Origin of the sequence: Agrobacterium sp. MS2, assembly GCF_003261015.1 — a bacterium.
GTDB lineage: Bacteria > Pseudomonadota > Alphaproteobacteria > Rhizobiales > Rhizobiaceae > Agrobacterium > Agrobacterium pusense.
Genome location: NZ_QLNF01000086.1, coordinates 320814 through 343697, shown reverse-complemented (window position 1 = coordinate 343697; position 22884 = coordinate 320814). Strand labels below are relative to the sequence as shown.

Sequence of the window (22884 nt, the reverse complement as noted above, 5' to 3'; positions counted from 1 at the left end):
GGACTAAAGATGGCGAACCTGCCCGAAATGACCAAACACAAGGGATTTCCTTCCGGTATGCCGAGCACGGGCGTCCAGTTCACCATCCGCCGCGCCAATCCCAAAGGGGTAACACCGATCAAGATGATACCCCGCCGGGCGCGCAACGACACCAAGGAGCATCGCATCGATGCCGCCTTTCTGCACTCGCTCTGGCACCATTTCGGTGCCGAGCCCTTCGAGCGCGGCAATCTCGACGCCGCCCGCCTCAACCTGCTTTTCGGCCGCGAGGTCGTACCTGCGGAGAAAAATTTCGACCCTGTTTCCTATCAGGCAATGCTCGTCATAGACGAACGCGTCGCCCGGCAGAATTTCCCGGAATCCTTCGAGAATTTTTTCGAGATTTGAGGGCTGTTTAAGGGTTTGTGCTGAGGGAGAGGGCAACAACCGCATGATCAAGAAAATCCTTATCGCCAATCGCGGCGAGATTGCCTGCCGGGTCATCAAGACGGCGAAGAAGATGGGCATCGCCACCGTTGCGGTCTATTCGGATGCCGATGCCAATGCGCTGCATGTGAGACAGGCAGATGAAGCCGTTCATATCGGCCCGGCACCCTCGTCACAGTCCTATATCGTCATCGACAAGATCCTTGAGGCGATCAAGAAGACCGGAGCGGATGCGGTCCATCCGGGCTACGGATTCCTGTCGGAAAACGCTGCCTTTGCGCAGGCGCTGGAAAAGGCGGGTGTCGTTTTTATCGGTCCACCAGTCGGCGCGATCGAGGCCATGGGTGACAAGATCACGTCGAAGAAACTGGCTGCGAAAGCCGGCGTTTCCACCGTACCCGGCCATATGGGGCTGATCGAGGATGCGGATGAGGCGGTGAAGATCGCCTCGCAGATCGGTTATCCGGTCATGATCAAGGCGTCTGCCGGCGGTGGCGGCAAGGGCATGCGCATCGCCTTCAACGACGCTGAGGCGCGCGAGGGTTTCCAGTCCTCGAAAAACGAGGCGAAATCCTCTTTTGGTGACGATCGCATCTTCATCGAAAAATTCGTCACCCAGCCGCGCCATATTGAAATTCAGGTGCTGGGCGACAGGCACGGTAATATCCTTTATCTCGGGGAGCGCGAATGCTCTATCCAGCGGCGTAACCAGAAGGTCATCGAGGAAGCGCCGTCGCCGTTTCTGGACGAGGCGACTCGGCATGCCATGGGCGAGCAGGCCGTGGCGCTGGCGAGAGCGGTCGGTTACCACTCCGCCGGCACGGTGGAATTCATTGTTGATGGCGACCGCAACTTCTATTTCCTCGAAATGAACACCCGTCTGCAGGTGGAACATCCGGTAACGGAACTGATTACCGGCATCGATCTGGTAGAACAGATGATCCGTGTGGCGTCAGGTGAAAAACTGTCCTTCGGACAGGCGGATGTGAAGCTGAACGGTTGGGCGATCGAAAGCCGGCTTTATGCCGAGGATCCCTATCGCAACTTCCTTCCTTCGATCGGCCGTCTGACGCGTTATCGGCCGCCGCAGGAGGGGGCGCAGGAAAACGGCACCATTCTCCGCAACGATACCGGTGTTTTCGAAGGCGGCGAGATTTCGATGTATTACGATCCGATGATCGCCAAGCTGTGCAGCTGGGGCAAGGATCGCGAAACGGCCATCGATGCCATGGGGCGGGCGCTCGACCGTTTCGAAGTGGAGGGCATCGGCCACAATCTGCCCTTCCTGTCGGCCGTCATGCAGCATGAACGCTTTCGCTCTGGCAGCCTCACGACGGGCTTCATCGCGGAAGAGTTTCCGGAAGGCTTCTCCGGCGTCGAGCCGGATGAAGCCGCAGCACGCAGGCTTTCTGCCATTGCCGCTATCATCAATCAGCGTGTTCAGAACCGAGCGGTGGAAATTTCCGGTACCATCGGCAATCATCGCCGCATTATCGGGCAAGACTGGATGGTTTCGTTTGGTGCGTTTCGCCACCGGCTCAGCATTGAAACCGGTGCGGATGGCGCGGCGGTCCGTTTTGAAGACGGGACAGCGCTCACCATCGATACCGGCTGGCTTCCCGGTCAAAGCCTTGGCCTGTTTACGGTGGCGGGCGAGGTCATTGCCGTCAAGGTCGATCTTGCAGGCGCAGCGGCTCGTCTGCGCTGGGGTGGCATGGATGTTCTCGCCCGCGTGCGCAGCCCGCGCGTGGCGGAACTGGCGCTGCTGATGCCGGAAAAACTGCCGCCGGATACGTCGAAACTGCTGCTCTGCCCCATGCCGGGGGTCATCACCGGTATTTCGGTGGGTGAGGGTGACGAGGTAGAGGCCGGGCAGGCACTGGTGACGGTGGAAGCCATGAAGATGGAAAACATCCTGCGTGCCGAAAAACGCGGTCGTGTTGCGAGAGTGGCGGCGAAACCCGGCGATAGTCTCGCTGTGGATGAGGTTATTCTCGAGTTCGAGTGAAGGTCGCTGCCGGTTTTTCCGGAACGGATCCCGGCCGGGGCGGTTTACGGGGTCGGACCCGCGGGCGGGCCGGGCGAATCTTGCCTTGATCTCCCGCCAGAATGCTAGAGCGAAATGCAAACGGGGAGAGATGCATGTCGGGTGAAAAAACGGTGCGGGATTGGCTTCACCTTGCTGAGAAGGAGCTGAAGCGCTCACCGGACACACTCGTCTGGCACACGCCCGAGGGTATCGAGGTCAAGCCGCTCTATACGGCCGACGACCTGCAACATGTTTCCCATCTGAACAGCCTGCCGGGATTTGCGCCTTTCACCCGCGGCCCGCGCGCCACCATGTATGCGGGACGGCCCTGGACCATCCGCCAATATGCCGGTTTCTCCACCGCGGAAGCCTCGAATGCCTTTTACCGTAAGGCGCTGGCCGCCGGTCAGCAGGGCGTTTCCGTGGCTTTCGATCTCGCTACCCATCGCGGTTATGACAGCGACCATCCGCGCGTGGAGGGCGATGTCGGCAAGGCGGGTGTGGCGATCGATAGCGTCGAGGACATGAAAATCCTGTTCGACGGCATCCCGCTCGACAAGGTCTCGGTGTCCATGACGATGAATGGCGCGGTCATCCCCGTCCTTGCCAGTTTCATCGTCGCGGGGGAGGAACAGGGTGTTCCGCGTGCAGCGCTTTCAGGCACCATCCAGAACGACATCCTCAAGGAGTTCATGGTCCGCAACACCTATATCTATCCGCCCGAACCCTCGATGCGGATCATCGCCGACATCATCGAATATACGGCGAGAGAGATGCCGAAATTCAACTCCATCTCCATTTCCGGCTATCACATGCAGGAGGCCGGGGCGACGCTGGTGCAGGAACTTGCCTTCACACTCGCGGATGGCCGTGAATATGTGCGGGCAGCGCTGGCCAAGGGGCTGAATGTTGACGATTTTGCCGGCCGCCTGTCGTTCTTCTTCGCCATCGGCATGAATTTCTTCATGGAGGCGGCCAAGCTGCGCGCCGCGCGCCTGCTCTGGTCACGCATCATGGAGGAATTCAAGCCGCAAAAGGCGTCGTCGCTAATGCTGCGCACCCATTGCCAGACATCGGGCGTGTCGCTCCAGGAGCAGGACCCCTATAACAACATCGTCCGCACTGCCTTCGAGGCCATGTCCGCCGTGCTCGGCGGCACGCAATCACTGCACACCAATTCCTTCGATGAGGCGATTGCGCTGCCGACGGAATTCTCCGCCCGCATTGCCCGCAATACCCAGCTGATCCTCCAGCACGAAACCGGCGTCACCAGGGTCGTCGATCCGCTGGCCGGTTCCTATTATGTCGAAAGCCTGACGAATGAGCTGGCCGAGAAGGCCTGGGCGCTGATCGAGGAGGTCGAGGCGCTTGGCGGCATGACAAAGGCCGTGGCGGAAGGCCTGCCGAAACGGCTGATTGAGGAGGCCGCGACACGCCGGCAGGCGGCGGTGGACAAGGGCGAGGAGGTGATCGTCGGCGTCAACCGCTATCGTCTCGAGAATGAAGAGGATATCGATGTTCTCGATATCGATAACGCCGCCGTGCGGGCCGCGCAAATCCGCCGCATCGAAGACACGCGCCGGCGCCGCGATGGCAAGGACGTGACCGCCGCTTTACAGGCGCTTTCAGAGGTGGCCCGCGGCGACAAGGGCAATATTCTCGAAGCCGCCGTCGTCGCGGCCCGTGCACGCGCCACGGTGGGAGAGATTTCCGATGCGCTGCGCGCGGCCTTCGGAGACCACGCTGCGGTGCCCGAGGTGGTGAGCGATATCTACGGCGAGGCTTATAAGGATGAGCCGGAACTCGCTACGCTTGCCGCCCGCCTTTCAGGTGTGGCTGAACGGATCGGCACAAAACCGCGAATCATGGTCGCCAAGCTGGGGCAGGATGGGCATGATCGTGGCGCAAAGGTTATTGCGTCTGCCTTCGGCGATATTGGTTTCGACGTGTTGGCCGGTCCCCTGTTCCAGACACCGGCGGAGGCGGCCGAGCTTGCCGTTGAGAACAAGGTGCATGTGGTCGGCATGTCGTCGCTCGCCGCAGGGCACAAGACGCTTGCGCCGCAGCTGGTCGAGGCGCTGAAACAGAAAGGCGCGCAAGACGTCATCGTTGTTGTCGGTGGGGTCATTCCGCGCCAGGATTATCAGTTCCTGCTCGACCACGGAGTATCGGCCATCTTCGGCCCCGGTACCAATGTCATGGATGCGGCCAACAAGGTGCTCGACCTGCTCGAAGGCATCAGGCGGAACGTGTGAGGGAAGGCGGCCATGTTCGGAAGATTGAATCACGTCGCCATCGCGGTACCCGACCTCGATGCCGCCATTGCCCGTTACAGGGCGCTTGGCGCGGCGGTTTCGGAACCACAAGCCCTGCCTGAACATGGCGTGACGGTTGTTTTCATTCAGGCTGATAACACCAAGATCGAACTTCTTCACCCGCTCGGGGAAAACTCGCCGATTGCCACTTTTCTTGAACGCAATCCGGGCGGCGGCACACATCATCTCTGCTTCGAGGTGCCGGATATACTGGCGGCGCGCGACGACCTCATTCAAAAAGGCGTCCGTATTCTCGGCGATGGCACGCCAAAGATCGGCGCGCACGGCAATCCCGTTCTTTTCCTGCATCCGAAGGATATGGGCGGGGTGCTTTACGAGCTCGAGCAGGTTTCTCAGACACACGGCTGAAACAAAAATCTCCTAGGAGGCTGACCCTGTGAGGCAATGCTCACGGCGGCGCTTTCACACGTGCTTTCGTGGTTCGTTTGTTTTCTTTTGACATTCGTTTTGTTTTCGTTTTTATTGTCTTTCCATAAAGGGTTTCTCCCTTGCATTGTCGCGGAGGCTTCATGTCCGGCGAAAACATTTTTGATCTTTTTGTCATCGGCGGCGGCATCAATGGCTGCGGCATTGCCCGTGATGCGGTGGGCAGGGGTTATTCCGTGGCGCTTGCGGAAAAAGGCGATTTCGCTTCCGGCACGTCGTCCGCCGCCACCAAGCTCATCCATGGCGGACTGCGGTATCTCGAACATTACGAGTTTCGTCTGGTGCGCGAGGCGCTGATGGAGCGGGAAATTCTCTGGGCCATGGCGCCGCATGTCATCTGGCCCATGCGTTTCGTCCTGCCCATTCAGAAGGGCGGGGTGCGCCCGGCATGGATGGTTCGGCTTGGCCTGTTTCTTTATGACAATCTCGGCGGCCGGAAACTTTTGCCAGCCACCCGAACGCTCGATCTGCGGAAGGACCCGGCTGGAAAGCCTCTGAAGCCGGCTTTTGCCAGGGCCTTCGAATATTCCGACGGTTGGGTGGATGATGCCCGTTTCGTGGTTCTCAATGCGCGCGATGCCGCTAATCGCGGCGCGACGATCATGAACCGCACGCGGGTCGTTTCCGCACGATGCGAAGGTGGGCTATGGCTCATCGAAACTCTGGACGAAAAAACCGGCCGTGCGGGCGTGCACAAGGCACGTATGCTGGTGAACGCCGCTGGTCCCTGGGTGGATACGGTGCTTTCCGGCGTCTTCGGGCGAAAGGATGTGCATAATGTCCGGCTCGTGCAGGGCAGCCATATTATCGTGCGCCGGAAGTTTTCCGATCCGCGCGCCTATTTCTTCCAGAACCCTGACAACCGCATCATCTTCGCCATTCCCTATGAGCGGGATTTCACGCTGATCGGCACCACGGATCGCGACTACAAGGGCGATCCGGCCAAGGTTCGCATTTCCGAGGAAGAGATTTCCTATCTCTGCAACGCCGCCAGCGACTATTTCAGCGAGCCGGTTCGGCCGGAAGACATCGTCTGGACCTATTCCGGCGTGCGGCCGCTCTTTGATGATGGTGCTTCGAAAGCGCAGGAAGCCACACGCGATTACGTGCTGAAGGTTGAGGAGGGCAACGGGCAAGCTCCACTCCTCAATATTTTCGGCGGCAAGCTCACCACCTATCGACGGCTGGCGGAACATGCGCTGGAAAAGATCGGCGCGGCGATCGGCGAGAAGGGCAAGCCATGGACGGCGGGCTCACACCTGCCGGGTGGAGATTTCGGCGCGGAGAGATATGAGACGCAGGTGCGGGCGCTTGTCTCCCGATATCCTTTCCTCGATAGACACCATGCCGAGCGGCTAGTCAGAAACTACGGTACGAAGGCTGCGGAATTGTTGGGCAGCGTTACCGATGCCGTCGGGCTCGGCCGGCATTTCGGCGGCACGCTCTATGAATGCGAGGTGCGCTGGCTGGTTGAGCAGGAATGGGCCTGCACGGCCGAGGACATTCTCTGGCGACGCACGAAACAGGGCCTTCGCCTGAACAAGGCCGAGGCCGCCGAGCTGGATGACTTCGTATCCAAGCTGACGGGCGGAAGGGAAAAGGCTGAAGCTGCGGTGGAGCGAGCCTGAACGTCTTCCGCTAGTGTCAGGCTGTGGAGTTCCTCGCCGGTTTCGGAAAGCTTTCTGCACTCAATATATAGTCATCGGCGGCGGAAAGAGCGTGTTCCATATGCCCTTCGAACACCAGTTCCGGTTCGTTCGGTGCTATTACAATTTCCGGCATGCCGCCGAAACGCACTGCTTGCGATTGCGCCAGCCCGTCGCGCAGGCCGCTTTCCAGGAGGTCGAAATAACGTGTGCCGGGGCCGGTGATGAAAACCGGCATATGACCATGCAGGCTGAAGAGGCGTGAAAGGCCGTTGCCGAGCGCCAGCCCAGCGGTGCGGAACGCAAACCGCGCCATGCGTCCCCCCGCGCGGGCTGAAGCGGCGATCTTGTCCACCTCGGCTATCGGCACGAACTTCGCAGGTTCGGCCTGAGGTGGGGCCTCGAAAGCCGAGCGCAGGATGGCGTAGAAGCCGGAATAAGCCTCGATGCAGCCCTTGGTGCCGCAGCGGCACAAGGCGCCGTCGGCCAGATGCAGCATATGTCCGAAGTTGGGGGCGCTGACCTCGATCGTGCCGCCCGTTGCACGCGCGACGCCAAGGCCAATACTATGGCCGAGCGACAGGGTAACGAGGGCATCCGGCGCGGGATTGCCCTTCGCATGCTTTCCCATCCAGATGGCTTTTGCGGCCAGCAGCGTCTCGTTGTTCAACGTCACGCGGGTGCGCCCGTCTTGCGAAACAAGCTGCTGGAAATCTATCTTTTCGTCGCCGAGAACCGGAGACCAGAGAAGCGTTGCCGCGCCCGCATCAACCAGCCCCTTGCTGCTGATCGAGACCTGGAGAATATCATGACTGTCGATGCGTGAGCGGTCGGCAAGCCGTGCAAGGCCGCCAAGGATCGCGCCGCCGAACGTGCCTTTTTCAGCGGCGATCCTCTGTTCGGTAAAGCGGTCCACCAGCTTGCCGGCATAATCGACCAGCGAATATTGCACGCTATCTGAAGAAATGATGATGATGGCGACGTGACAGAAAGCCCCGCGTGGCCCGAAGAGAATGCGCGGCCGGCCCCGACCGGCGGTTGCGAGCTGTTCTTTCCGTAATATGAGGCCCGCCCGCTCAAGCTCGGTGGTGATGGCGGAAACGGTTGCTGAAGCAAGCCCGGTGAAAGTCGACATGTCCGTATGGGAGAGACTGCCGTGCAGGCGCAGTGCGGCCATCACCGACAGGCTGTTTTTCTGGCGCACCAGTTCCGTGCTTGCAATGGCGGACATGGGCTGGGGCATGCTCCCTGAACGGCCTTTTTCCTGTCGTGCTAGACCTGTCCATGGCGCATGTGCTGGACAAGATCAAGGCACCCGGATGCTGCCCGCAGCCGTTGTTGACAGCATGGGGAATCTCTGACATTAATTTTCTCGACTGTCGAGAAAATTGTGAAACCACAGCGACCGGCAGCTTTTTCAGGCGTTTTCCCCGCATGGAGGTGTGGGGCAGCGCTCTTACCGGGAGGACATCATGAATTCATTTGCCAAGCTTCTGGCGGGTACAGCCGTACTCGTTTCCCTGCATACGGCCGCTATTGCGGCTGACCTCGTCGTCGGCGTATCCTGGTCGAATTTCCAGGAAGAGCGCTGGAAGACCGATGAGGCGGCCATCAAGGCAGCCCTCGACAAGGCAGGCGCAAAGTATATCTCCGCCGATGCGCAGTCATCCGCGGCCAAGCAGCTGACTGATGTGGAATCGTTGATTTCCCAGGGCGCCAACGCGCTGATCATCCTGGCGCAGGACAGCGACGCCATCGGCCCGGCTGTTGAAAAGGCGGTTGCTGAGGGTATTCCGGTTGTCGGTTATGACCGCCTGATCGAAAACAAGAACGCCTTCTACATCACCTTCGACAACAAGGAAGTCGGTCGTCTGCAGGCAGCCGAAGTCTTCAAGGTGAAGCCGGAAGGCAATTATGTTTTCATCAAGGGCTCATCTTCCGATCCGAACGCGGATTTCCTCTTTGCGGGCCAGCAGGAAGTGCTGAAGGCGGCGATTGACGGCGGCAAGATCAAGAATGTCGGCGAAGCCTATACCGATGGCTGGAAGCCGGAAAATGCCCAGAAGAACATGGAACAGTTCCTGACCAAGAACAACAACAAGGTCGATGCGGTCGTCGCCTCGAATGACGGCACGGCCGGTGGCGCAATCGCCGCGCTCGCCGCGCAGGGCTTGGCGGGGTCGGTCCCGGTTTCCGGGCAGGATGCCGATTTCGCCGCGCTGAACCGCGTCGCGCTCGGCACACAGACCGTCTCAGTCTGGAAGGACAGCCGCGAACTCGGCAAGGAAGCAGCCGGCATCGCGCTGGAACTGGCCGGTGGCAAGAAGATGACGGAGATCAAGGGCGTCACCGCTTTTGACGGAGGTCCGAAGAAGGTGACGATGCAATCGGTGTTCCTCAAGCCGATCGCCATCACCAAGGACAATCTGAACGTCGTTATCGATGCGGGATGGATCAAGAAGGAAACCGCCTGCCAGGGTGTGAAGGCCGGGTCCGTCAAGGCCTGCGACTGATCGAATATGTCCCGGTTCGGGCGCCGCGCCATGGTTCATGGCGCGGCGCCCTTTAAGATGTGAGGAGCACCGGCAGTTCATGGCCGATATGACCCAATCCAATTCCAAAGCGTCCGCCAAGACGGAAAAGACCGGCTCGATTGCGCGCTTCATCAGCGCCACGGAACTCGATACCCGCCTGCTCGGGATGGTCGGCGCACTTCTTCTGATCTGGATCGGATTTCATATCCTGTCCGGCGGCCTGTTCCTGACGCCGCGAAATCTCTGGAACCTTTCCGTGCAGACCGCGTCCGTGGCCGTTATGGCAACCGGCATGGTCCTCGTCATCGTCACCCGCAACATCGATCTCTCGGTGGGTTCCATCCTCGGTTTTTCGGGTATGATCATGGGTGTCATGCAGGCGGAAATCCTGCCGCAGATCCTTGGCTTCGAACATTGGGCCACATGGATTGTCACGCTTGCGGTCGGCATTCTCGTCGGCGGCGCGATCGGCATGTTGCAGGGCTCCATCATCGCCTTCCTCAACGTACCCTCCTTCATCGTGACGCTCGGTGGCCTGCTCGTCTGGCGCGGCGGCACGTGGTTCATCACCAGCGGCCGCACGGTGGCGCCGATGGATTCCACCTTCCGCCTGATGGGGGGCGGCACCAGCGGCTCGATCGGTGCGACATGGAGCTGGATAGCCGCGGCCGTCGCCTGCGTCGCCATTGTGGCGGCAATCCTGAATTCACGTCATCAGCGCCGACGTTTCGGCTTTCCGCTACGGCCCGTCTGGGCGGAGTATTTTCTGGCTGCGCTCGGATGCCTTGTCGTCATCGGTTTCGTGGCCGTCGTCAACAGCTACCCATGGCCGGTCAACATTGCCCGCAACTATGCCGATGCCAACGGCATCGCCTGGCCGGATGGCGGCCTGTTCATTCCGCACGGCATCGCCATTCCCGTTTTGATGGCGCTCGCCGTCGGTGCGGTCATGACCTTTATCGCCACACGGCTTCGTTTCGGACGGTATGTCTTCGCCATCGGCGGTAACCCTGAAGCTGCCGAACTTGCCGGCATCAAGACCCGCTGGGTGACGGTGAAGATCTTCACGCTGATGGGGGTTCTGTGCGCCATCGCCGCGGCGATTTCAACCGCTCGCCTCAATGCCGCTACCAATGCCCAGGGTGAGCTCGATGAGCTCTACACCATCGCGGCAGCCGTCATCGGCGGCACCTCGCTTGCCGGCGGCGTCGGAACCATAGCGGGCGCGATGCTCGGCGCGCTCGTCATGCAGTCGCTGCAATCCGGCATGGTGCTGGTGGGCATCGATACGCCCTTCCAGCGCATCGTCGTCGGTGTGGTTCTGGTCGTCGCCGTCTGGCTCGACACCATCTACCGCGCCCGCGCCAAGTAAGAACCGAGGAGAACTCCTATGACGGACCAAGTCACGCCCCTCGTGGAAATGCGCAATATTTCCATTTCCTTCGGCGGCATCCACGCGGTGGAAAACGCCTCTGTCGATCTTTTCCCCGGCGAGGTTGTCGCCCTTCTCGGCCATAACGGTGCAGGCAAATCGACCCTGATCAAGATCCTCTCAGGCGCCTATCGGCGCGATAGCGGCGATATCCTCATCAATGGCGAAGAGGCGGATATCCGCAATCCCCGTGACGCCAAGAAATATGGCATCGAGACCATCTACCAGACGCTTGCCGTGGCCGACAATGTCGATGCGGCAGCCAATCTTTATCTCGGCCGCGAGCTGAAGACGAAATGGGGCACGCTGGACGATGTCGCCATGGAAGCCTCCGCGCGTGAGGTCATGGGACGTCTCAACCCGAATTTTCGGCGGTTCAAGGAGCCGGTAAAGGCGCTGTCCGGCGGCCAGCGGCAGTCCGTTGCCATTGCTCGTGCCATTCTCTTTGACGCCCGCATCCTTATCATGGACGAACCGACGGCGGCGCTCGGTCCGCAGGAGACCGCGCAGGTCGGCGATCTCGTCAAGGAGCTGAAACGGCAGGGCATAGGCATCTTTCTCATCAGCCACGATATTCACGACGTTTTCGATCTCGCCGATCGTGTGTTCGTGATGAAAAACGGCAAGGTGGTGGGCCATGCCCGCACCCAGGATGTGACCAAGGACGAAGTGCTCGGGATGATCATTCTGGGCAAGGTGCCTGCGGGTGCCGTGGCAGGCCCCGGCGCGGTCGTATCCTGACTGTCGAATATTCCGTCCGAAGACGCGCAAAATCCGAAGCGGCTTCGGACTTCCTTTCGCAGCGCTTGTTGATGACAAAGGCCCGGTGGTAAGCCGGGCCTTTGTCATTGGATTTGCAGAAAACCGGAAGCGCTGCCGACGGACCGGCCGCGCCGGAGCGGCAGGGGAAAAAGCGGACCGACGCCTCATGACCGGAGATCGAGATGGAGGCGCTCAATCCTGCAGATTACGCCGGCCGCCTGTTCAATGCAGGTCGGCCGGAGCGAAGCCACCCCCATTCGCCTCCGCGGCTGTGAGCGGCAGGCCGTGCTGATTGATGTCCTGGGCGAGCGACAACAAGGCCATTTCCAGGAAATAGGTCGACATGCCGAGTTCCAGAGATTTCGACCGCTGGCATAGGTAGGAAACCATTCGCCCAAGCGCCAGAATCTCGTCTGCATCGTCCTGTTCAAGTACTGCTGTGGTAGGCGTGACCATGATTCCCTCTCGACAGTCGACAGTATGAGAACGCGTGATACCGCGTTGTTCATTTTCGACCACATCGAGCGTCACGCGAGCGTCACACCTGCGTCAATCGTCGTTTTTGGTTTCCGCGGTGCCAGCATTTTCAATGGCTTCGGAAGCTGCCAATGATGTGACGAGGGCAACAATACTCTTGCGCACGGCGGCGCTCCTGATGCGCGAAAAGGCCTGGTTGAGCGAAAAACCTTCGTTGGAGGCGACAAATGTCTGCATGGCGTTGATCGAGCCCAGGGCCGGATTGGCTTCTCCGCCGTCGGGCGTGGCATTGGCGAATAGCGAGCTGACGTCTACACCGAGGATGGATGCTATGGCCTGCAGGCGTGATGCGCCGACGCGATTGGCGCCTTTTTCGTATTTCTGCACCTGCTGAAAGGTGATGCCCAATCGCCCGGCCAGCGCGCTCTGGCTCATGCCGAGCGACTTGCGGCGCATTCTGATTTGCGCGCCCACATGCACATCGATCGGGCTGGGTAGTTTCGCTTGCATTACAAATTCCTCCGGCTGTGAGGGCTAAATTCGATGATCGTCAATTAATATTGTCGAAGGTATACATTCAACACAATTTCCACGGGTATTATGAACCTTTATTGCCAAAAGAACAGGGTTTTTCATCTGGAATCGATTGTCAGAGGCCCCGCATTATAACCTTTGTAGCGCACCGCAACGCCCCGTTGCGGCTTGCAAGATGACTGAAACCCAAAACACCGATCGCACGAAAGCCGAGGCTTTCCCATATCCGCCGATTTTCCGCATCGAAGTCCGCGAGCAGTTCCAGATCGCCAAAATGCGGAACCCAGACCAACGGCTGGGTCTCGCCGTTGCGCGTCACGTTTTCAAGGAGGACGTTGTTGTAAAGCCTCGGCAGGCATTTGTTGGTGTCGATGGTGGGCAAAACCGGCACGGGATTTCGCAGGATGGCGAAACCCTGGCGCGCGAGTGAAAGAGCAGACGCGTCCAGCTTCCGTTTCAGCTCCTCGGCGGCACGGGGGTAGCGCATGTCACCGGCTTCCGGATCGGCGACGAGCAGAAGCGGCCGCCCGTCGCGCCGAAGTCCGGTTATCGAAACGAACTGATCGACGTGGAAACCGCACTGGTGGATGTTCCTGGCGGCTATTGCCGGTCCGGACCCCGTCTGCGAAAGGTCGGGTTGGACTGTTTCGCCGAGGTCTTCCGGCCTATAGCCGAAGCTGAAGACGGCCCGTGGGTCAAGAGCCTCGATCCGCAGCCAACGACGTGAAAGGGTGGCCGGCGCGCTTCGCGCGCTTTCTGCGCCGCCCTGCAGGCTGGCGTGGCCGACCAGCCGGTAATCCGGGCCGACAAGTTGGTTGCCGCCGGGCAAGATGACATCGGAGATTGCGGTCGCGAAGCCTAAACGGGCTGCAAGCGCCTGGCTCATAGCGCTCTCCCCGCTTGAGACCAATTCCGGTGTCAGGGCGTCTGCGCGCAGCCGGACATGGAACATATCCTGTATCCACGGGTGCGGAACGGTGCCGGGTTCATCAAGCGTCACCAAGTCTACCTGGCACGTGACAGCGAGACGATCGAGCCAGCTCCGCGCGGCTGCAAGGCACGGACGATCAACCAGCAGAGGAACCGCGACATTTCGCGGCAGGGTCAAAAGCAGGTTACCGATGGGAACAAGAGGTGAAACGGTAAAGCCGATCCCGGCGTCGGCAAACCAAGCGGCGGGCAGCGAGAGCGCGATCGTCTCGATGAGGCCGCCGCAATCGGCTATCAGAGGCGAAGGCCGATCAGTGGTCACCGCGTGGACCTCCCGCGGTCCGTCCGGACGCCAAGTGCTGGAAGAAGAGAGTATTCTGGAATTTCCAGCCTGGCGGCGGTGGGGCCGGTAACGCGCCGCCGTTCAGCATGGTCAGAAGCAGGGCAGCGTCGCTCCGTTTGAAGGAAACAGCATGAGCGGCGAGAAGATTTGCCGCCTCGGCTTCGAGACCGGCCTCCGTGGTGACGGAGCGCCAGGTCCTGCGGGTGAAATGCAGAGAGCGGGCGGCATCCAGCAGGGCGTTCCGCTCTGCGGGCCCGAAGGAGGTTCCGCACGCCGCGAGCGTTGCTTCGGCATCAATCAGCGCGACAGTGAGCGGGCTGTAACCGAGCTCTCTTGGGGCGTGGTTCACGGCCACATCGGCATCGGAAAAACGCCGTCCATCCCGATAGTCTTCGAAGACGTGACCAATGCCGATCATGCCAAAGGCGGCGCATTCTGCCGCGCGCAGCGCGCCCATGCTGGCGGCACCGAAAACGGTGACGCCTGATGCAAGCGCGTAAAGGATTTCCTTGTGCCAGACGGCGGCGCAATCGCCATAAAGCCCATCGATCAGCCCAATGACCTTGATGCCTTGACCGACCGCATCGAGAATATCGCCGCATGCCGCCGGGCCGCGAAGATCGAGGCCGGCGAACTGGCCGGCAATGCCGTGGATGGATGGGCCCGCGAAAACCACCGGTCTCATGTCGTCCCCCCGGCCTCCAGAAAACTCTCGAGCGTTCGTTGCGATATGCGTTGCATTCCGCGGCTGAGCGGGGCCAGCCCGCTTGCCAGGACGCGCACGACGTGCAGCCCGGAGAGGCCCGTTTCCAGCGTAAAAACATGGACATCGTCGATGCCATGCGCAAAAAGGTGTTCCGCAAGCTGGCGCCATGGCGGCAAAACGGTTTCGAAACGCGATAAGTCGAGACTGCCCGGTGCCTGTTCTGCCTGATTTGCCCCAGGGGCCACGGGCTTGGAAGCAACCCCGTCACGCCGATAACGAAGCGGGGAGAGATCGTCGCGGGCACCACTAATATCCGTCAACCGCGACTGGAGCGCCTCCAGTAGCGCAGCAAGCGCGGCGTCGTAAACGTCGGGACGGCAGGCCGCCCCGGCAGCGCTGCGGGTCGCCGGCCCATCCTGCGCATGAAGCGACCGCGGCAGGCTTGCCATCACCACCGGCACGCCGAGCGCATTTGTCATGTCAAAGAAGGAGGGCGGCAGACCGATGTCCGAAAGATGCCGGACAAGCCTGTCGAATGATGTTTCGACGCCCGGTGGGAACAGGATCGGTCTGGGGCTGACGGCGCGGGTTTCGAAAGCGTCCACGAGAAAGCAGGCGTCGTTTTCGATCAATTCCTGCAGGGCATGGAGGACGGCGTGGTCATGATTGAAACCGGCTGCGAGGCCCTGCGAACTCATGAGGAAGGCTTGCCGGTCCCAGGGGAAATCCGCTCGAAAATCCATGCCGATCAGCTCAAAGGGAGCGTAGATCTCCTGCTGCCGACGAACCGATGTTCCCTTCACCCACGCGCGTTCACGCTGGGGGTTGAGCATGTCCATATCGACCCTGCCAACGCTCTCGAAGGGGATTAAGGGAAAACCCCTGTCGCGCATATCCTGGATTGAGCCGAAAGCGGCCGTGTGTCTGCGGGTATCCTCGGCAACCGCGCCTTCGATCGCCTCCATCACGGCAGAGAGCCTCGCCTGCGCCGGAACCAGTCCCTTGCCCTGTGATACCGATAAACCGCGCGAATTGGGGCGAACCGCAAACCAAACGGGTACGCCGACAATATCGAGGCCGGTCACGTCGCCGACACGGGTAATCCCGAACCGCCGGAGCAGCTCGGGATCGAAGATGGAAGCGTCTGCATCACCTTTGTCCGTTGTCGCTGACATGGAAGGACCTTGAGCGGTCAAGGCTTCACAATCGCCGTCAGGGCGCGGCGTTCGGGTCGTCGGCAAGGATCGCGTCGAACAATTCGCCGGTGATCGAACCCGCGGGCCCGACTGCCTTCAGTGCCGCTTCGATCGGCGTCAGCACCATGCGGTTGAAATCCCAGCCGGCATCGACCACTTCACCGATAAAGGCGAAATCGGCTTCGGACACAACGGCGCCGCCTGACACAAGCGCCTCGATGCCTTGAATCTGGACCTGGTCCAGCTCGGCTTCAGGTTGGCCGTCCTGGCGGACAAGCATGGCCTTGGCTGCTGCAGCCACGCGGGCGTAACCATCCACGCCGGGGTGGTTCGCCTCATAGGCGGTGATCGTTTCGTGCGATACCGAAGCAACCCTGAGCGGCGTGGTGCGAATGAACAGAACGCCAAAACCCTTTTTCCCGACGATAAAGAAATGCGACGACATATTCTCTCCTATTTGATCCCGGCTAAACGAAGCGCTTGATAAAATTTTTCGTTTGCTACCGGGTCGCGGTCCGGAGACAGGCTGCTGATCTCCCTTGCCGTCATGCCCGGATAGTTTTCCTGTAGCCTGCTGCCGGCTTCCCGGGCGGCGGCCAGATCTCCGTGGAGCGCGTGACTTGCGGTCAGAACTCGCAGCGCGGGCTCATCGTTTTCCATGCGACCGCAGAGTTCCACCGCGGCCCCATAATCCTCGCGCTTGAATGCGATGCTGGCGCCAGCCCACCAGTAAATATCGGGGGCGAGCGGGTTGAGGTCGATGGCCTGCTGAAATTTTTCCCACGCGACTTCCGCCTCACCGAAATGGGCGAGCGCATCGGCATGCTGGAGAAGCAGGTCGGCTGAGTTTGGGGCGAGCGCTTCCGCCTCGAAGAATTTCTCGGCGGACATGTCGAAATCCCGCTGATAAAGCGCCACCACCGCGCACATCCAGTGGCCGACGCCGAGGGCCGGATCAATCTCCACAGAGGCGTCAGCCTCGGCCTTGGCGCGGTGCAGCAGGTGAGGGTCGTTACCGCCCAGCATCAGCCACTCCAGTTGCAGACTTTGCGCAACGCGGGCGCGGGCGACCGCCATTCCGTGATCGAGATCGACAGCCTTGCGGAACATCGAGCGGGCCCTGCGCAGGAGCGGCAGGTCGCATTTGCCGCGCAGAAGCTGCTGGCCCTCCAGCAATTGCCGGTAAGCCTCGCCACTGTGGTTGCGGTCGGGTTCCACCTGAAGCCGCTCGATCTCCCGCGCAAGCGCAGCAGCCACCTGTTTGGACAGCAGCCGGAAGGCAGCGTGGATGTGCCTTTCGGTCAGCACCGCCTCCAGCGACCAGACGATTTCACCGGTCGTTTCCTCGATCAGCGCCACGGACATGCGGGCATCGTCAAAAACTGTCGACGTGATGCGATAATCGGCCCGCAACATGGCATATCCGTCATCCGCCCGGTCATGCGAGAGCGCGAAGGTACTGTGCGGTGAAAGGACGGTGAAGGTCCGATACCGCACAAGGCTGTTTGCGACGTCTTCGACAAAGGCCTGCATCACCGGTGAAACGGATAGCCCGTCCACCCGCGCCGGCCGGCCGAAAGCCACGCGCGGTTTTGCCAGCGATTGCCGGCGACTGCTTTCCTCCGGCTCGGCGGGGGTCGCGATTGTCGCGGTGAGGCTTTGTATTCGCCGCCTCAGCGCGACGGTTTCGGCTTCCGGCGTGCGTCCCTCCTGGCGGAGCTGTTCCAGCAACAGCTGGTACATGCTCTCGCAACCGCTGATATTGCCGATCCGCGCATAGGAGGCCATGGCGGCACGATAGGTTTCTTCGCGCTCCGGCTCGATATTGCGCGCGCGCTCGGAAAGTCTGGCGATATCATTCGAGCTGGCGCGACCGAAGCGGGTCAGCTCCTCCAGAAGCTGCGTGTAGCTCGAAAAAAACAGGTCCTTGAGACGGCGACGCTCTGAAAGCAGCCAGAGGTAGAGATGGTCCTGGCCGGCATCCAGTCCCTCCAGAAGGTCGCCGCCGAACTCCAGAAGGGCCTTCAGCCGCCGCATCGGGTCTTCGGCTCTCGCATCGGCGAGAAAAAGCGCGAGGTCGGTGCGCTGCGCCAGCTTTCCGGCCTTCAGATCATTCCCTTCCGTCAGCAGAATGGCCTCGTCGTCGCCGAAGAGTTTCTGAAGGCGCAGAATGAGCTGCCGCAAATTGCCCAGCGCCCTTTTTTGCTCGACATCTTCCCACAGCAGCGATGCGAGGTGCTGGCGCGACAGGGACTGGTTGGGAGCAAGGATCAGGGCGGCCGTGAGGGCAAAACCCTTGGACGGAAAAAATGCCTCCCGCACCGCTTCACAGCGCGGGGTGCCAAAAAGCCGGATCGCTATCAGTTCATCGTTCCCAGCCACTTTCGTCCCCCTTGAATCACCATCTAACAACGTGCCCGGGAAATTGAAAGTCATCATAGCATTCGATTTGACGCTGGTGTGACGCCGCCTGCCTATTGTCGCAAACAGAAGCGTGAATGACGGGCGGAACGGCAGGCGACAGGTATCGGGGATCATCGAAAGTGATAGCGTTCAACGGAAGCTACATGGCATTCGAGCCGCGTATTGAGCCTTACCAGCGCGCCGATGACGTCGGATACGCGGTTAGTGAATTCATGTGGTTCAAGGGCCGCCCGTTTTATCCGGTCTCGGCGCTGGTTCACGCGAAGGTCGCGCATGCAAGGCTGTCGGCGGAAAAATGCGATGATCAGGATGAGGACAATCTCGACATTCTCTTCCGCATGCCTGCCGTGGCGGGCGGACACTTCTTCGAGATCGTGCTGCGTTCGAACGAAGGCACTTTCTATGGCGGCTGGCTGTGGGGAGAGGAACTGGAAATCCTGAACGAGGTGGTCAACGGCTATCGCGTTCTGGCGGGTAAATTCGACGACAGGCTCATCCGGTTCGAATATTCCAGACGTTTTCAGCGTTACCGGACGGTGGAGCCGCTGCCGGTGGAAAAATCAGTTTTCCTGATCCAGCGGGAGGCGAAACCTCACCCGGGCGGGCGGAGTTTTCCCGCGGGCGCGGCGCGCTGATTGCGGGGTGCTTCGCGTTCAGGGGAGAACGCGGCGCGCGGGCAGAGGGGGTTCGGTGGATTCACCTGGCAGAGCTCAGGCTTGGTCGGGGAATACCGGTGCATATTTTTATTTTTATTGTGTGGAAAATTATGATGCCCAATCAAGGTAACGTGCGTAACAGGCGGGTGTCATCGCAGCTTCTGGCGGTGAATAGCGCTTCCGACAGCCGTGCGTTTTCGACGGAGCGCGCCGAGGGGGAACCACGTCCGCAAGCTCATAAAGACAGGCTTCATGTCGTGGAAGAGGCGGAGGCCAGGGCGACGTTCCCGCTGCGCCCTTCGGAAGTGCGCGAGGCGGAAGAAGCGGGACGCCGGGCCGAAATCAGCAACATGGTCGTCGACGCCGATATCAGGGTCGCGAAATGGGCATGGGCAGTGCTTGCGATTGGGCATTGCCTGCTGATCTATTTCATGGTGCGTAATCTCGGTTGACTCCTCCTGCCCAAAAACGGGATTCAACCGCCGATATCGTCCGCCACTAATTCGGGCACCGGAACTTGGAGGGTGTCGCCCCCCCCGAAACTGAGTGGACATCCAGTCCGGCTCCTCCGCAGCCCTGTAGCGCCGCTTCCGCCACGTCGATTTGCGGACTTCGCACAGCGGAATGTCATAAAGCTGTAAATGAACAAACTTAATTGAGTGATCGGTCTCGATGGAGACGCATCACCACGGTCCACCCGTTGGCCTCGCCGGCGGGCACGGACTTTTCTTATCACGTCGCTTCGGCCGAGACAGACCATGTCTGTGCTCGCCGGCTTGATCTTTCGACGCGGCATGACGCGCTGCGCGGTCGCGCGAATTCGCATGACTTTCTTAGCTCTGGAGATGACGAAGTGAGCAATCTTATTGGTACCGGTTTTAACGCCGGCTCGGACGATGGCGAGTTCGCCACGCTTGAAAACGATTTGCGTGCCCTTGCCGATATTGGCTGCGACACCGTCGAAATCGCCGCCACCAGCCTCGACGTGATTGCCGGCGGCCGTATCATCGAGGAGCGCGCGGACCGTCTCGTGTCGCTCGCAAGGCAGTTCGATTTCCGTTACACGGTGCACGGCCTGGTTTCATCCAACTTCATGGATCCGGTGACCTGCCGCTACCAGATCGATGCCGCGAAGGCGCTTGCCGTTCTCTGTGACCGCATCGGTGCGGGTATTCTTGTCCAGCATGGCGGCGCGCTGCGCGCTGACCAGATCGCCGAGCGGGCAGAGGCCGATCATCGTGAACGCGACGCGCTTTTCGAACTCGCGGAATTCTGCCGGCCCTATGGTGTGCGGATTGCGCTCGAAAATATCTTCACCACCGAACCCGGCCAATACCGCCAGACACCGGCTGAGGTGGCAGCGACCGTTAAGGCTGTCGGCCACGACAATGTCGTGGCGCTGATCGACTTCAGCCATGCATATCTCGAATCCACTTATCGTGGCCTGGACTTCCGTGAACAGCTTCGTGCGATGGCGCCGGTCGCCGGTCATCTCCATGTCCACGATTCCTTCGGCCGGCCGCAGGGTTTCTACCAGCCCTATTTTCCGCAGGAAAACACAGCGCTCGGCATCGGCGATCTACATATGCCGCTCGGCTGGGGCGACATTGAATGGGAGAGCATCTTCTCCGAACTGACCTTCCTGCCTGACACCGTTCTGATGATGGAAATCGGCCGTCGCTATCGGGCCGAGCAGCCCGCAAGCCTCGAAACGGCGCGGCGTCTGATGACGCTTAATGCCGAACGGACACTGCTCGCAGCAGAGTGAGGGAACCGAATTGCGCGCGGCCGCGATCGGCCGACGCCGGAGACGCCGGCAGTTGCGGACGCGGCTGCCGGCATTCTGTTCACGCTGCCCAGTCGGAGAGCGAATAGGCCCTGATGTAGTCGATCATCATTTGCGAACCGTCGCTGAAATCACCTGCCGAGGGTGTTCCCGCCATGCCGCCGACGGCAAGATTGACGACCATGTACATCGGATCATGCATATCGTCAGGCGTATCCGTTTGCGCAACGGCGACATCATCGAAATACCAGGTGATGTGTTCGGCATCCCACAACACGCCGTATGTGTGAAACCCCTCCGTGCTCGGCACGCTGACATTGTTGATGACAGAAGTCTGTTCGCCGGTCGCATTCGAATGTGTGGACATGATGAGCGTATTGGGATTTTGGCCGCGCATTTCGATGACGTCCAGTTCCGGCGGCCACGACCCGTCTTCCGGCAGAAGCCAGAAGGCCGGCCAGGCACCGCGATCGGTCGGCATATCGGCGCGAATTTCAAAATATCCATAGGTCTGGCTGAAGGAGGAATAGGTGTTCAGCATCCCGGAGGTGTAATCATATCCCTCGACCTCGTCGGCGATCGATTGCGGGGTCTCGGCAGCCGTGATGGTCAGGACGCCGTTTCTGACGCTGAACGGGTCTACCTCCGACGTTCCGGTATATGCCGGGTTGATATACCACTGCGCCTCGCCATTCGTCGTCAGGGAACTGCCCTTCTCCGGTGCCCACCAATATTTGGCATCCCAGGTTCCCTGATCACCGTTGCGCAGTGACAGCGTATCAAACTCGTCTGCAAAGGTTTGTGTCAGGGATGACCGGTCGAGGCTGAGCTCGAACTGATCGGGCTGGATATCGTCTATGGTCGTTCCGGCCAAAACGACGGCTTCGCCATTCGAGAAATTCAGCCACAGATCATTGCCCTGCTGCGTGGCACTGCTTGCAAGCTGCTCGAAAGAGGTAATGCCGTAGCCATTGAGGCGGATCGTGTCATTGGCGCTGAAATCCATGATGAGATCGGTGCCATTGCCGCTCGTGAATACGAACGTATCCGCACCGCCGCCGCCAATCAGCACATCATTGCCGGCACCGCCGTCAATCGTCTGGCTGCCAGATCCGCCCGTGATGATATTGTCGAGCGAATTGCCGAAGGCATAACGGCCATCGCCGGTGACCCGCAAGTTTTCGAAATTTTCGGGAAGTGTATAGCTCATCCAGGTGTCGATCGTATCGATACCCTCTCCGGCATTTTCGACGGCGCGATTGATGCTGGAATAAAGATAATAAATATCGTCCCCGGTGCCGCCCGCCATTGTCACATTGACGGAACTGTCACCCCACATGGAATCATTGCCGGCCGTACCGGCAAGCAGCGGGCCGGAGCCCGTGGCGGAGAAAAATCCGGTGGAACTGCCGCTATAGTAGAGTGTGTCTCCAAGCGCATTCACAACTGTTCTGGCCATAAGCCTTCTCCTGTCCTTTCGCGTCGCTTCCTACCTCCTCCTGAACAACAGCCTAACAGCGCGAAAAGCTTCCTGTTAGGGCCAGAAATGAGGGGTATGTTCCGTTCCGGACGGACGGGAGATATCACGCAGAGAGTTGGCTTGTTCCTGTTTGATTGAGATCGAAAGATCGTTTCTTGGATTTGTGCTCTTGCTGCGTTGCTGCCGGTAGTGGCAAAATCGCTCCGGGTTAGCGGTTGTTGTCAGCATCCCGTCGCAATGGAGTTGCAGGATTGAGTGTAGCCTTTACCAAGGAAGACAGTGCGGAGACCGCAGCCGAAACGGTTCTGCCGGATCGGGTGATTTCACCTCATCCCAATCTGGTGACCAAGACAGGGCTGAAAGCTCTGGAAGGGCAGTTACAATTGGCCCGTGAAGCCTGTGAAGCCGCTGGCGCGATCGAGGATGTAAATGAAAGGCGGCGCGCTTCTGCCGGCCCATTGCGAGACATGCGTTATTTTGCGGAGCGAGTCCGCACAGCTCAGGTGATGCCAGATCCGCCCACAAATGCCGTTGTGGCATTCGGCAATCTGGTAACCTTCCGCCGCGACGATGGCCGCACGCAGCGGTTGCGGATCGTTGGCGAGGATGAGGCCAATCCCGCCAGGGGATCGATGTCCTATGTTTCTCCGGTGGCTCGGGCCTTGATGGGAAGAGCGGTCGGAGACTTTGTCGGGTTGGCTGACAGGGAGATTGAAATTGTCGACATTTCGTGACCGGCTCCTTGGCATTGGCACCAACAT

Annotated in this window: 21 protein-coding genes; 12 read left to right on the top strand and 9 right to left on the bottom strand. The window is 60.1% G+C overall.

The genetic code is table 11. The annotated features are described in order from the left end of the window. Positions 1 to 9 precede the first annotated feature (9 nt). From DOU54_RS24485 to DOU54_RS24465, 5 genes are all read left to right on the top strand, one after another. Positions 10 to 387 (top strand): hypothetical protein, encoded by a 378-nt coding sequence (locus DOU54_RS24485; protein WP_004445608.1) that lies wholly within the window; start codon positions 10 to 12, stop codon positions 385 to 387. Positions 388 to 430: 43 nt separating this feature from the next. Then, positions 431 to 2434 carry an acetyl-CoA carboxylase biotin carboxylase subunit gene (locus DOU54_RS24480; RefSeq protein ID WP_113731975.1) on the top strand — a complete coding sequence of 668 codons (2004 nt, stop codon included), beginning with the start codon at positions 431 to 433 and terminating at the stop codon, positions 2432 to 2434. Between the two features lie 134 nt (positions 2435 to 2568). Continuing rightward, complete coding sequence (gene scpA, locus DOU54_RS24475; RefSeq protein WP_113731974.1) at positions 2569 to 4710, top strand: methylmalonyl-CoA mutase; 2142 nt, start codon at positions 2569 to 2571, stop codon at positions 4708 to 4710. A 12-nt stretch (positions 4711 to 4722) separates the two neighbouring features. Continuing rightward, a complete protein-coding gene (gene mce, locus DOU54_RS24470; protein ID WP_107340910.1) occupies positions 4723 to 5139 on the top strand; it encodes a methylmalonyl-CoA epimerase in 417 nt (138 codons plus the stop codon). A gap of 161 nt (positions 5140 to 5300) precedes the next feature. After that, positions 5301 to 6845, top strand: coding sequence for a glycerol-3-phosphate dehydrogenase (locus DOU54_RS24465; protein WP_113731973.1), 1545 nt, complete (start codon positions 5301 to 5303; stop codon positions 6843 to 6845). Between the two features lie 16 nt (positions 6846 to 6861). Here DOU54_RS24465 and DOU54_RS24460 read toward each other — a convergent pair whose 3' ends face one another. Continuing rightward, the gene (locus DOU54_RS24460) at positions 6862 to 8094 is read right to left on the bottom strand and encodes an ROK family transcriptional regulator (protein WP_193603454.1); all 1233 of its coding nucleotides are present in this window, start codon (positions 8092 to 8094) and stop codon (positions 6862 to 6864) included. 241 nt (positions 8095 to 8335) lie between these two features. Between DOU54_RS24460 and xylF the strand changes: the two genes are divergently transcribed. The 3 genes from xylF (at position 8336) to DOU54_RS24445 (ending at position 11570) form a co-directional block, all read left to right on the top strand. Then, the gene (xylF, locus tag DOU54_RS24455; protein WP_004445598.1) at positions 8336 to 9376 is read left to right on the top strand and encodes a D-xylose ABC transporter substrate-binding protein; all 1041 of its coding nucleotides are present in this window, start codon (positions 8336 to 8338) and stop codon (positions 9374 to 9376) included. A gap of 79 nt (positions 9377 to 9455) precedes the next feature. Next, positions 9456 to 10769, top strand: coding sequence for a sugar ABC transporter permease (locus DOU54_RS24450; protein WP_113731971.1), 1314 nt, complete (start codon positions 9456 to 9458; stop codon positions 10767 to 10769). 18 nt (positions 10770 to 10787) lie between these two features. After that, positions 10788 to 11570, top strand: a complete 783-nt coding sequence (locus DOU54_RS24445; RefSeq protein ID WP_004445595.1) for an ATP-binding cassette domain-containing protein — start codon at positions 10788 to 10790, stop codon at positions 11568 to 11570. Between the two features lie 243 nt (positions 11571 to 11813). Here the strand turns inward: DOU54_RS24445 and DOU54_RS24440 are convergent, their stop codons facing one another. From DOU54_RS24440 to DOU54_RS24410, 7 genes are all read right to left on the bottom strand, one after another. Beyond that, the gene (locus DOU54_RS24440) at positions 11814 to 12047 is read right to left on the bottom strand and encodes a hypothetical protein (RefSeq protein ID WP_004445594.1); all 234 of its coding nucleotides are present in this window, start codon (positions 12045 to 12047) and stop codon (positions 11814 to 11816) included. Between the two features lie 93 nt (positions 12048 to 12140). Next, a complete protein-coding gene (locus tag DOU54_RS24435) occupies positions 12141 to 12578 on the bottom strand; it encodes a helix-turn-helix domain-containing protein (protein ID WP_004445593.1) in 438 nt (145 codons plus the stop codon). Between the two features lie 139 nt (positions 12579 to 12717). Beyond that, positions 12718 to 13854, bottom strand: coding sequence for a hypothetical protein (locus tag DOU54_RS24430; protein ID WP_113731970.1), 1137 nt, complete (start codon positions 13852 to 13854; stop codon positions 12718 to 12720). Next, complete coding sequence (locus tag DOU54_RS24425) at positions 13844 to 14560, bottom strand: TfuA-like protein (protein WP_113731969.1); 717 nt, start codon at positions 14558 to 14560, stop codon at positions 13844 to 13846. The genes DOU54_RS24430 and DOU54_RS24425 overlap by 11 nt, the downstream gene beginning before the upstream one ends. Then, a complete protein-coding gene (locus tag DOU54_RS24420; RefSeq protein WP_113731968.1) occupies positions 14557 to 15756 on the bottom strand; it encodes a YcaO-like family protein in 1200 nt (399 codons plus the stop codon). The genes DOU54_RS24425 and DOU54_RS24420 overlap by 4 nt, the downstream gene beginning before the upstream one ends. A 37-nt stretch (positions 15757 to 15793) precedes the next feature. Further along, positions 15794 to 16222 (bottom strand): hypothetical protein, encoded by a 429-nt coding sequence (locus DOU54_RS24415; protein WP_113731967.1) that lies wholly within the window; start codon positions 16220 to 16222, stop codon positions 15794 to 15796. Positions 16223 to 16230: 8 nt separating this feature from the next. Further along, on the bottom strand, positions 16231 to 18213 hold the full coding sequence (locus tag DOU54_RS24410) for a BTAD domain-containing putative transcriptional regulator (protein ID WP_193603453.1): 1983 nt from the start codon (positions 18211 to 18213) through the stop codon (positions 16231 to 16233). A 131-nt stretch (positions 18214 to 18344) separates the two neighbouring features. Between DOU54_RS24410 and DOU54_RS24405 the strand changes: the two genes are divergently transcribed. The 3 genes from DOU54_RS24405 to DOU54_RS24395 all read left to right on the top strand — a co-directional run bounded on the left by DOU54_RS24405 (position 18345) and on the right by DOU54_RS24395 (position 20625). Beyond that, entirely contained in the window at positions 18345 to 18836 is a 492-nt protein-coding gene (locus tag DOU54_RS24405) for a hypothetical protein (protein WP_004445587.1), read from the top strand. 134 nt (positions 18837 to 18970) lie between these two features. Continuing rightward, a complete protein-coding gene (locus tag DOU54_RS24400) occupies positions 18971 to 19309 on the top strand; it encodes a hypothetical protein (RefSeq protein ID WP_113731965.1) in 339 nt (112 codons plus the stop codon). Positions 19310 to 19710: 401 nt separating this feature from the next. Next, on the top strand, positions 19711 to 20625 hold the full coding sequence (locus DOU54_RS24395; protein ID WP_072493435.1) for a TIM barrel protein: 915 nt from the start codon (positions 19711 to 19713) through the stop codon (positions 20623 to 20625). Between the two features lie 79 nt (positions 20626 to 20704). On the opposite strand, the gene eglC is transcribed toward DOU54_RS24395, so the two are convergent. Then, positions 20705 to 22102 (bottom strand): endo-1,3-1,4-beta-glycanase EglC, encoded by a 1398-nt coding sequence (eglC, locus tag DOU54_RS24390; protein ID WP_113731964.1) that lies wholly within the window; start codon positions 22100 to 22102, stop codon positions 20705 to 20707. A 272-nt stretch (positions 22103 to 22374) separates the two neighbouring features. Here eglC and greA point away from each other — a divergent pair, with 272 nt between their 5' ends. Next, entirely contained in the window at positions 22375 to 22857 is a 483-nt protein-coding gene (greA, locus tag DOU54_RS24385) for a transcription elongation factor GreA (protein WP_004445578.1), read from the top strand. Positions 22858 to 22884 lie beyond the last annotated feature (27 nt).

What these genes read in the sequence shown, in the direction of transcription:
- DOU54_RS24485 (WP_004445608.1), top strand. Translation starts at nt 10, where the DNA reads ATGGCGAACCTGCCCGAAATGACCAAACACAAGGGATTTCCTTCCGGT.
- DOU54_RS24480 (WP_113731975.1), top strand. Translation starts at nt 431, where the DNA reads ATGATCAAGAAAATCCTTATCGCCAATCGCGGCGAGATTGCCTGCCGG.
- scpA (WP_113731974.1), top strand. Translation starts at nt 2,569, where the DNA reads ATGTCGGGTGAAAAAACGGTGCGGGATTGGCTTCACCTTGCTGAGAAG.
- mce (WP_107340910.1), top strand. Translation starts at nt 4,723, where the DNA reads ATGTTCGGAAGATTGAATCACGTCGCCATCGCGGTACCCGACCTCGAT.
- DOU54_RS24465 (WP_113731973.1), top strand. Translation starts at nt 5,301, where the DNA reads ATGTCCGGCGAAAACATTTTTGATCTTTTTGTCATCGGCGGCGGCATC.
- DOU54_RS24460 (WP_193603454.1), bottom strand. Translation starts at nt 8,094, where the DNA reads ATGTCCGCCATTGCAAGCACGGAACTGGTGCGCCAGAAAAACAGCCTG.
- xylF (WP_004445598.1), top strand. Translation starts at nt 8,336, where the DNA reads ATGAATTCATTTGCCAAGCTTCTGGCGGGTACAGCCGTACTCGTTTCC.
- DOU54_RS24450 (WP_113731971.1), top strand. Translation starts at nt 9,456, where the DNA reads ATGGCCGATATGACCCAATCCAATTCCAAAGCGTCCGCCAAGACGGAA.
- DOU54_RS24445 (WP_004445595.1), top strand. Translation starts at nt 10,788, where the DNA reads ATGACGGACCAAGTCACGCCCCTCGTGGAAATGCGCAATATTTCCATT.
- DOU54_RS24440 (WP_004445594.1), bottom strand. Translation starts at nt 12,047, where the DNA reads ATGGTCACGCCTACCACAGCAGTACTTGAACAGGACGATGCAGACGAG.
- DOU54_RS24435 (WP_004445593.1), bottom strand. Translation starts at nt 12,578, where the DNA reads ATGCAAGCGAAACTACCCAGCCCGATCGATGTGCATGTGGGCGCGCAA.
- DOU54_RS24425 (WP_113731969.1), bottom strand. Translation starts at nt 14,560, where the DNA reads ATGAGACCGGTGGTTTTCGCGGGCCCATCCATCCACGGCATTGCCGGC.
- DOU54_RS24420 (WP_113731968.1), bottom strand. Translation starts at nt 15,756, where the DNA reads ATGTCAGCGACAACGGACAAAGGTGATGCAGACGCTTCCATCTTCGAT.
- DOU54_RS24415 (WP_113731967.1), bottom strand. Translation starts at nt 16,222, where the DNA reads ATGTCGTCGCATTTCTTTATCGTCGGGAAAAAGGGTTTTGGCGTTCTG.
- DOU54_RS24410 (WP_193603453.1), bottom strand. Translation starts at nt 18,213, where the DNA reads ATGACTTTCAATTTCCCGGGCACGTTGTTAGATGGTGATTCAAGGGGG.
- DOU54_RS24405 (WP_004445587.1), top strand. Translation starts at nt 18,345, where the DNA reads ATGGCATTCGAGCCGCGTATTGAGCCTTACCAGCGCGCCGATGACGTC.
- DOU54_RS24400 (WP_113731965.1), top strand. Translation starts at nt 18,971, where the DNA reads ATGCCCAATCAAGGTAACGTGCGTAACAGGCGGGTGTCATCGCAGCTT.
- eglC (WP_113731964.1), bottom strand. Translation starts at nt 22,102, where the DNA reads ATGGCCAGAACAGTTGTGAATGCGCTTGGAGACACACTCTACTATAGC.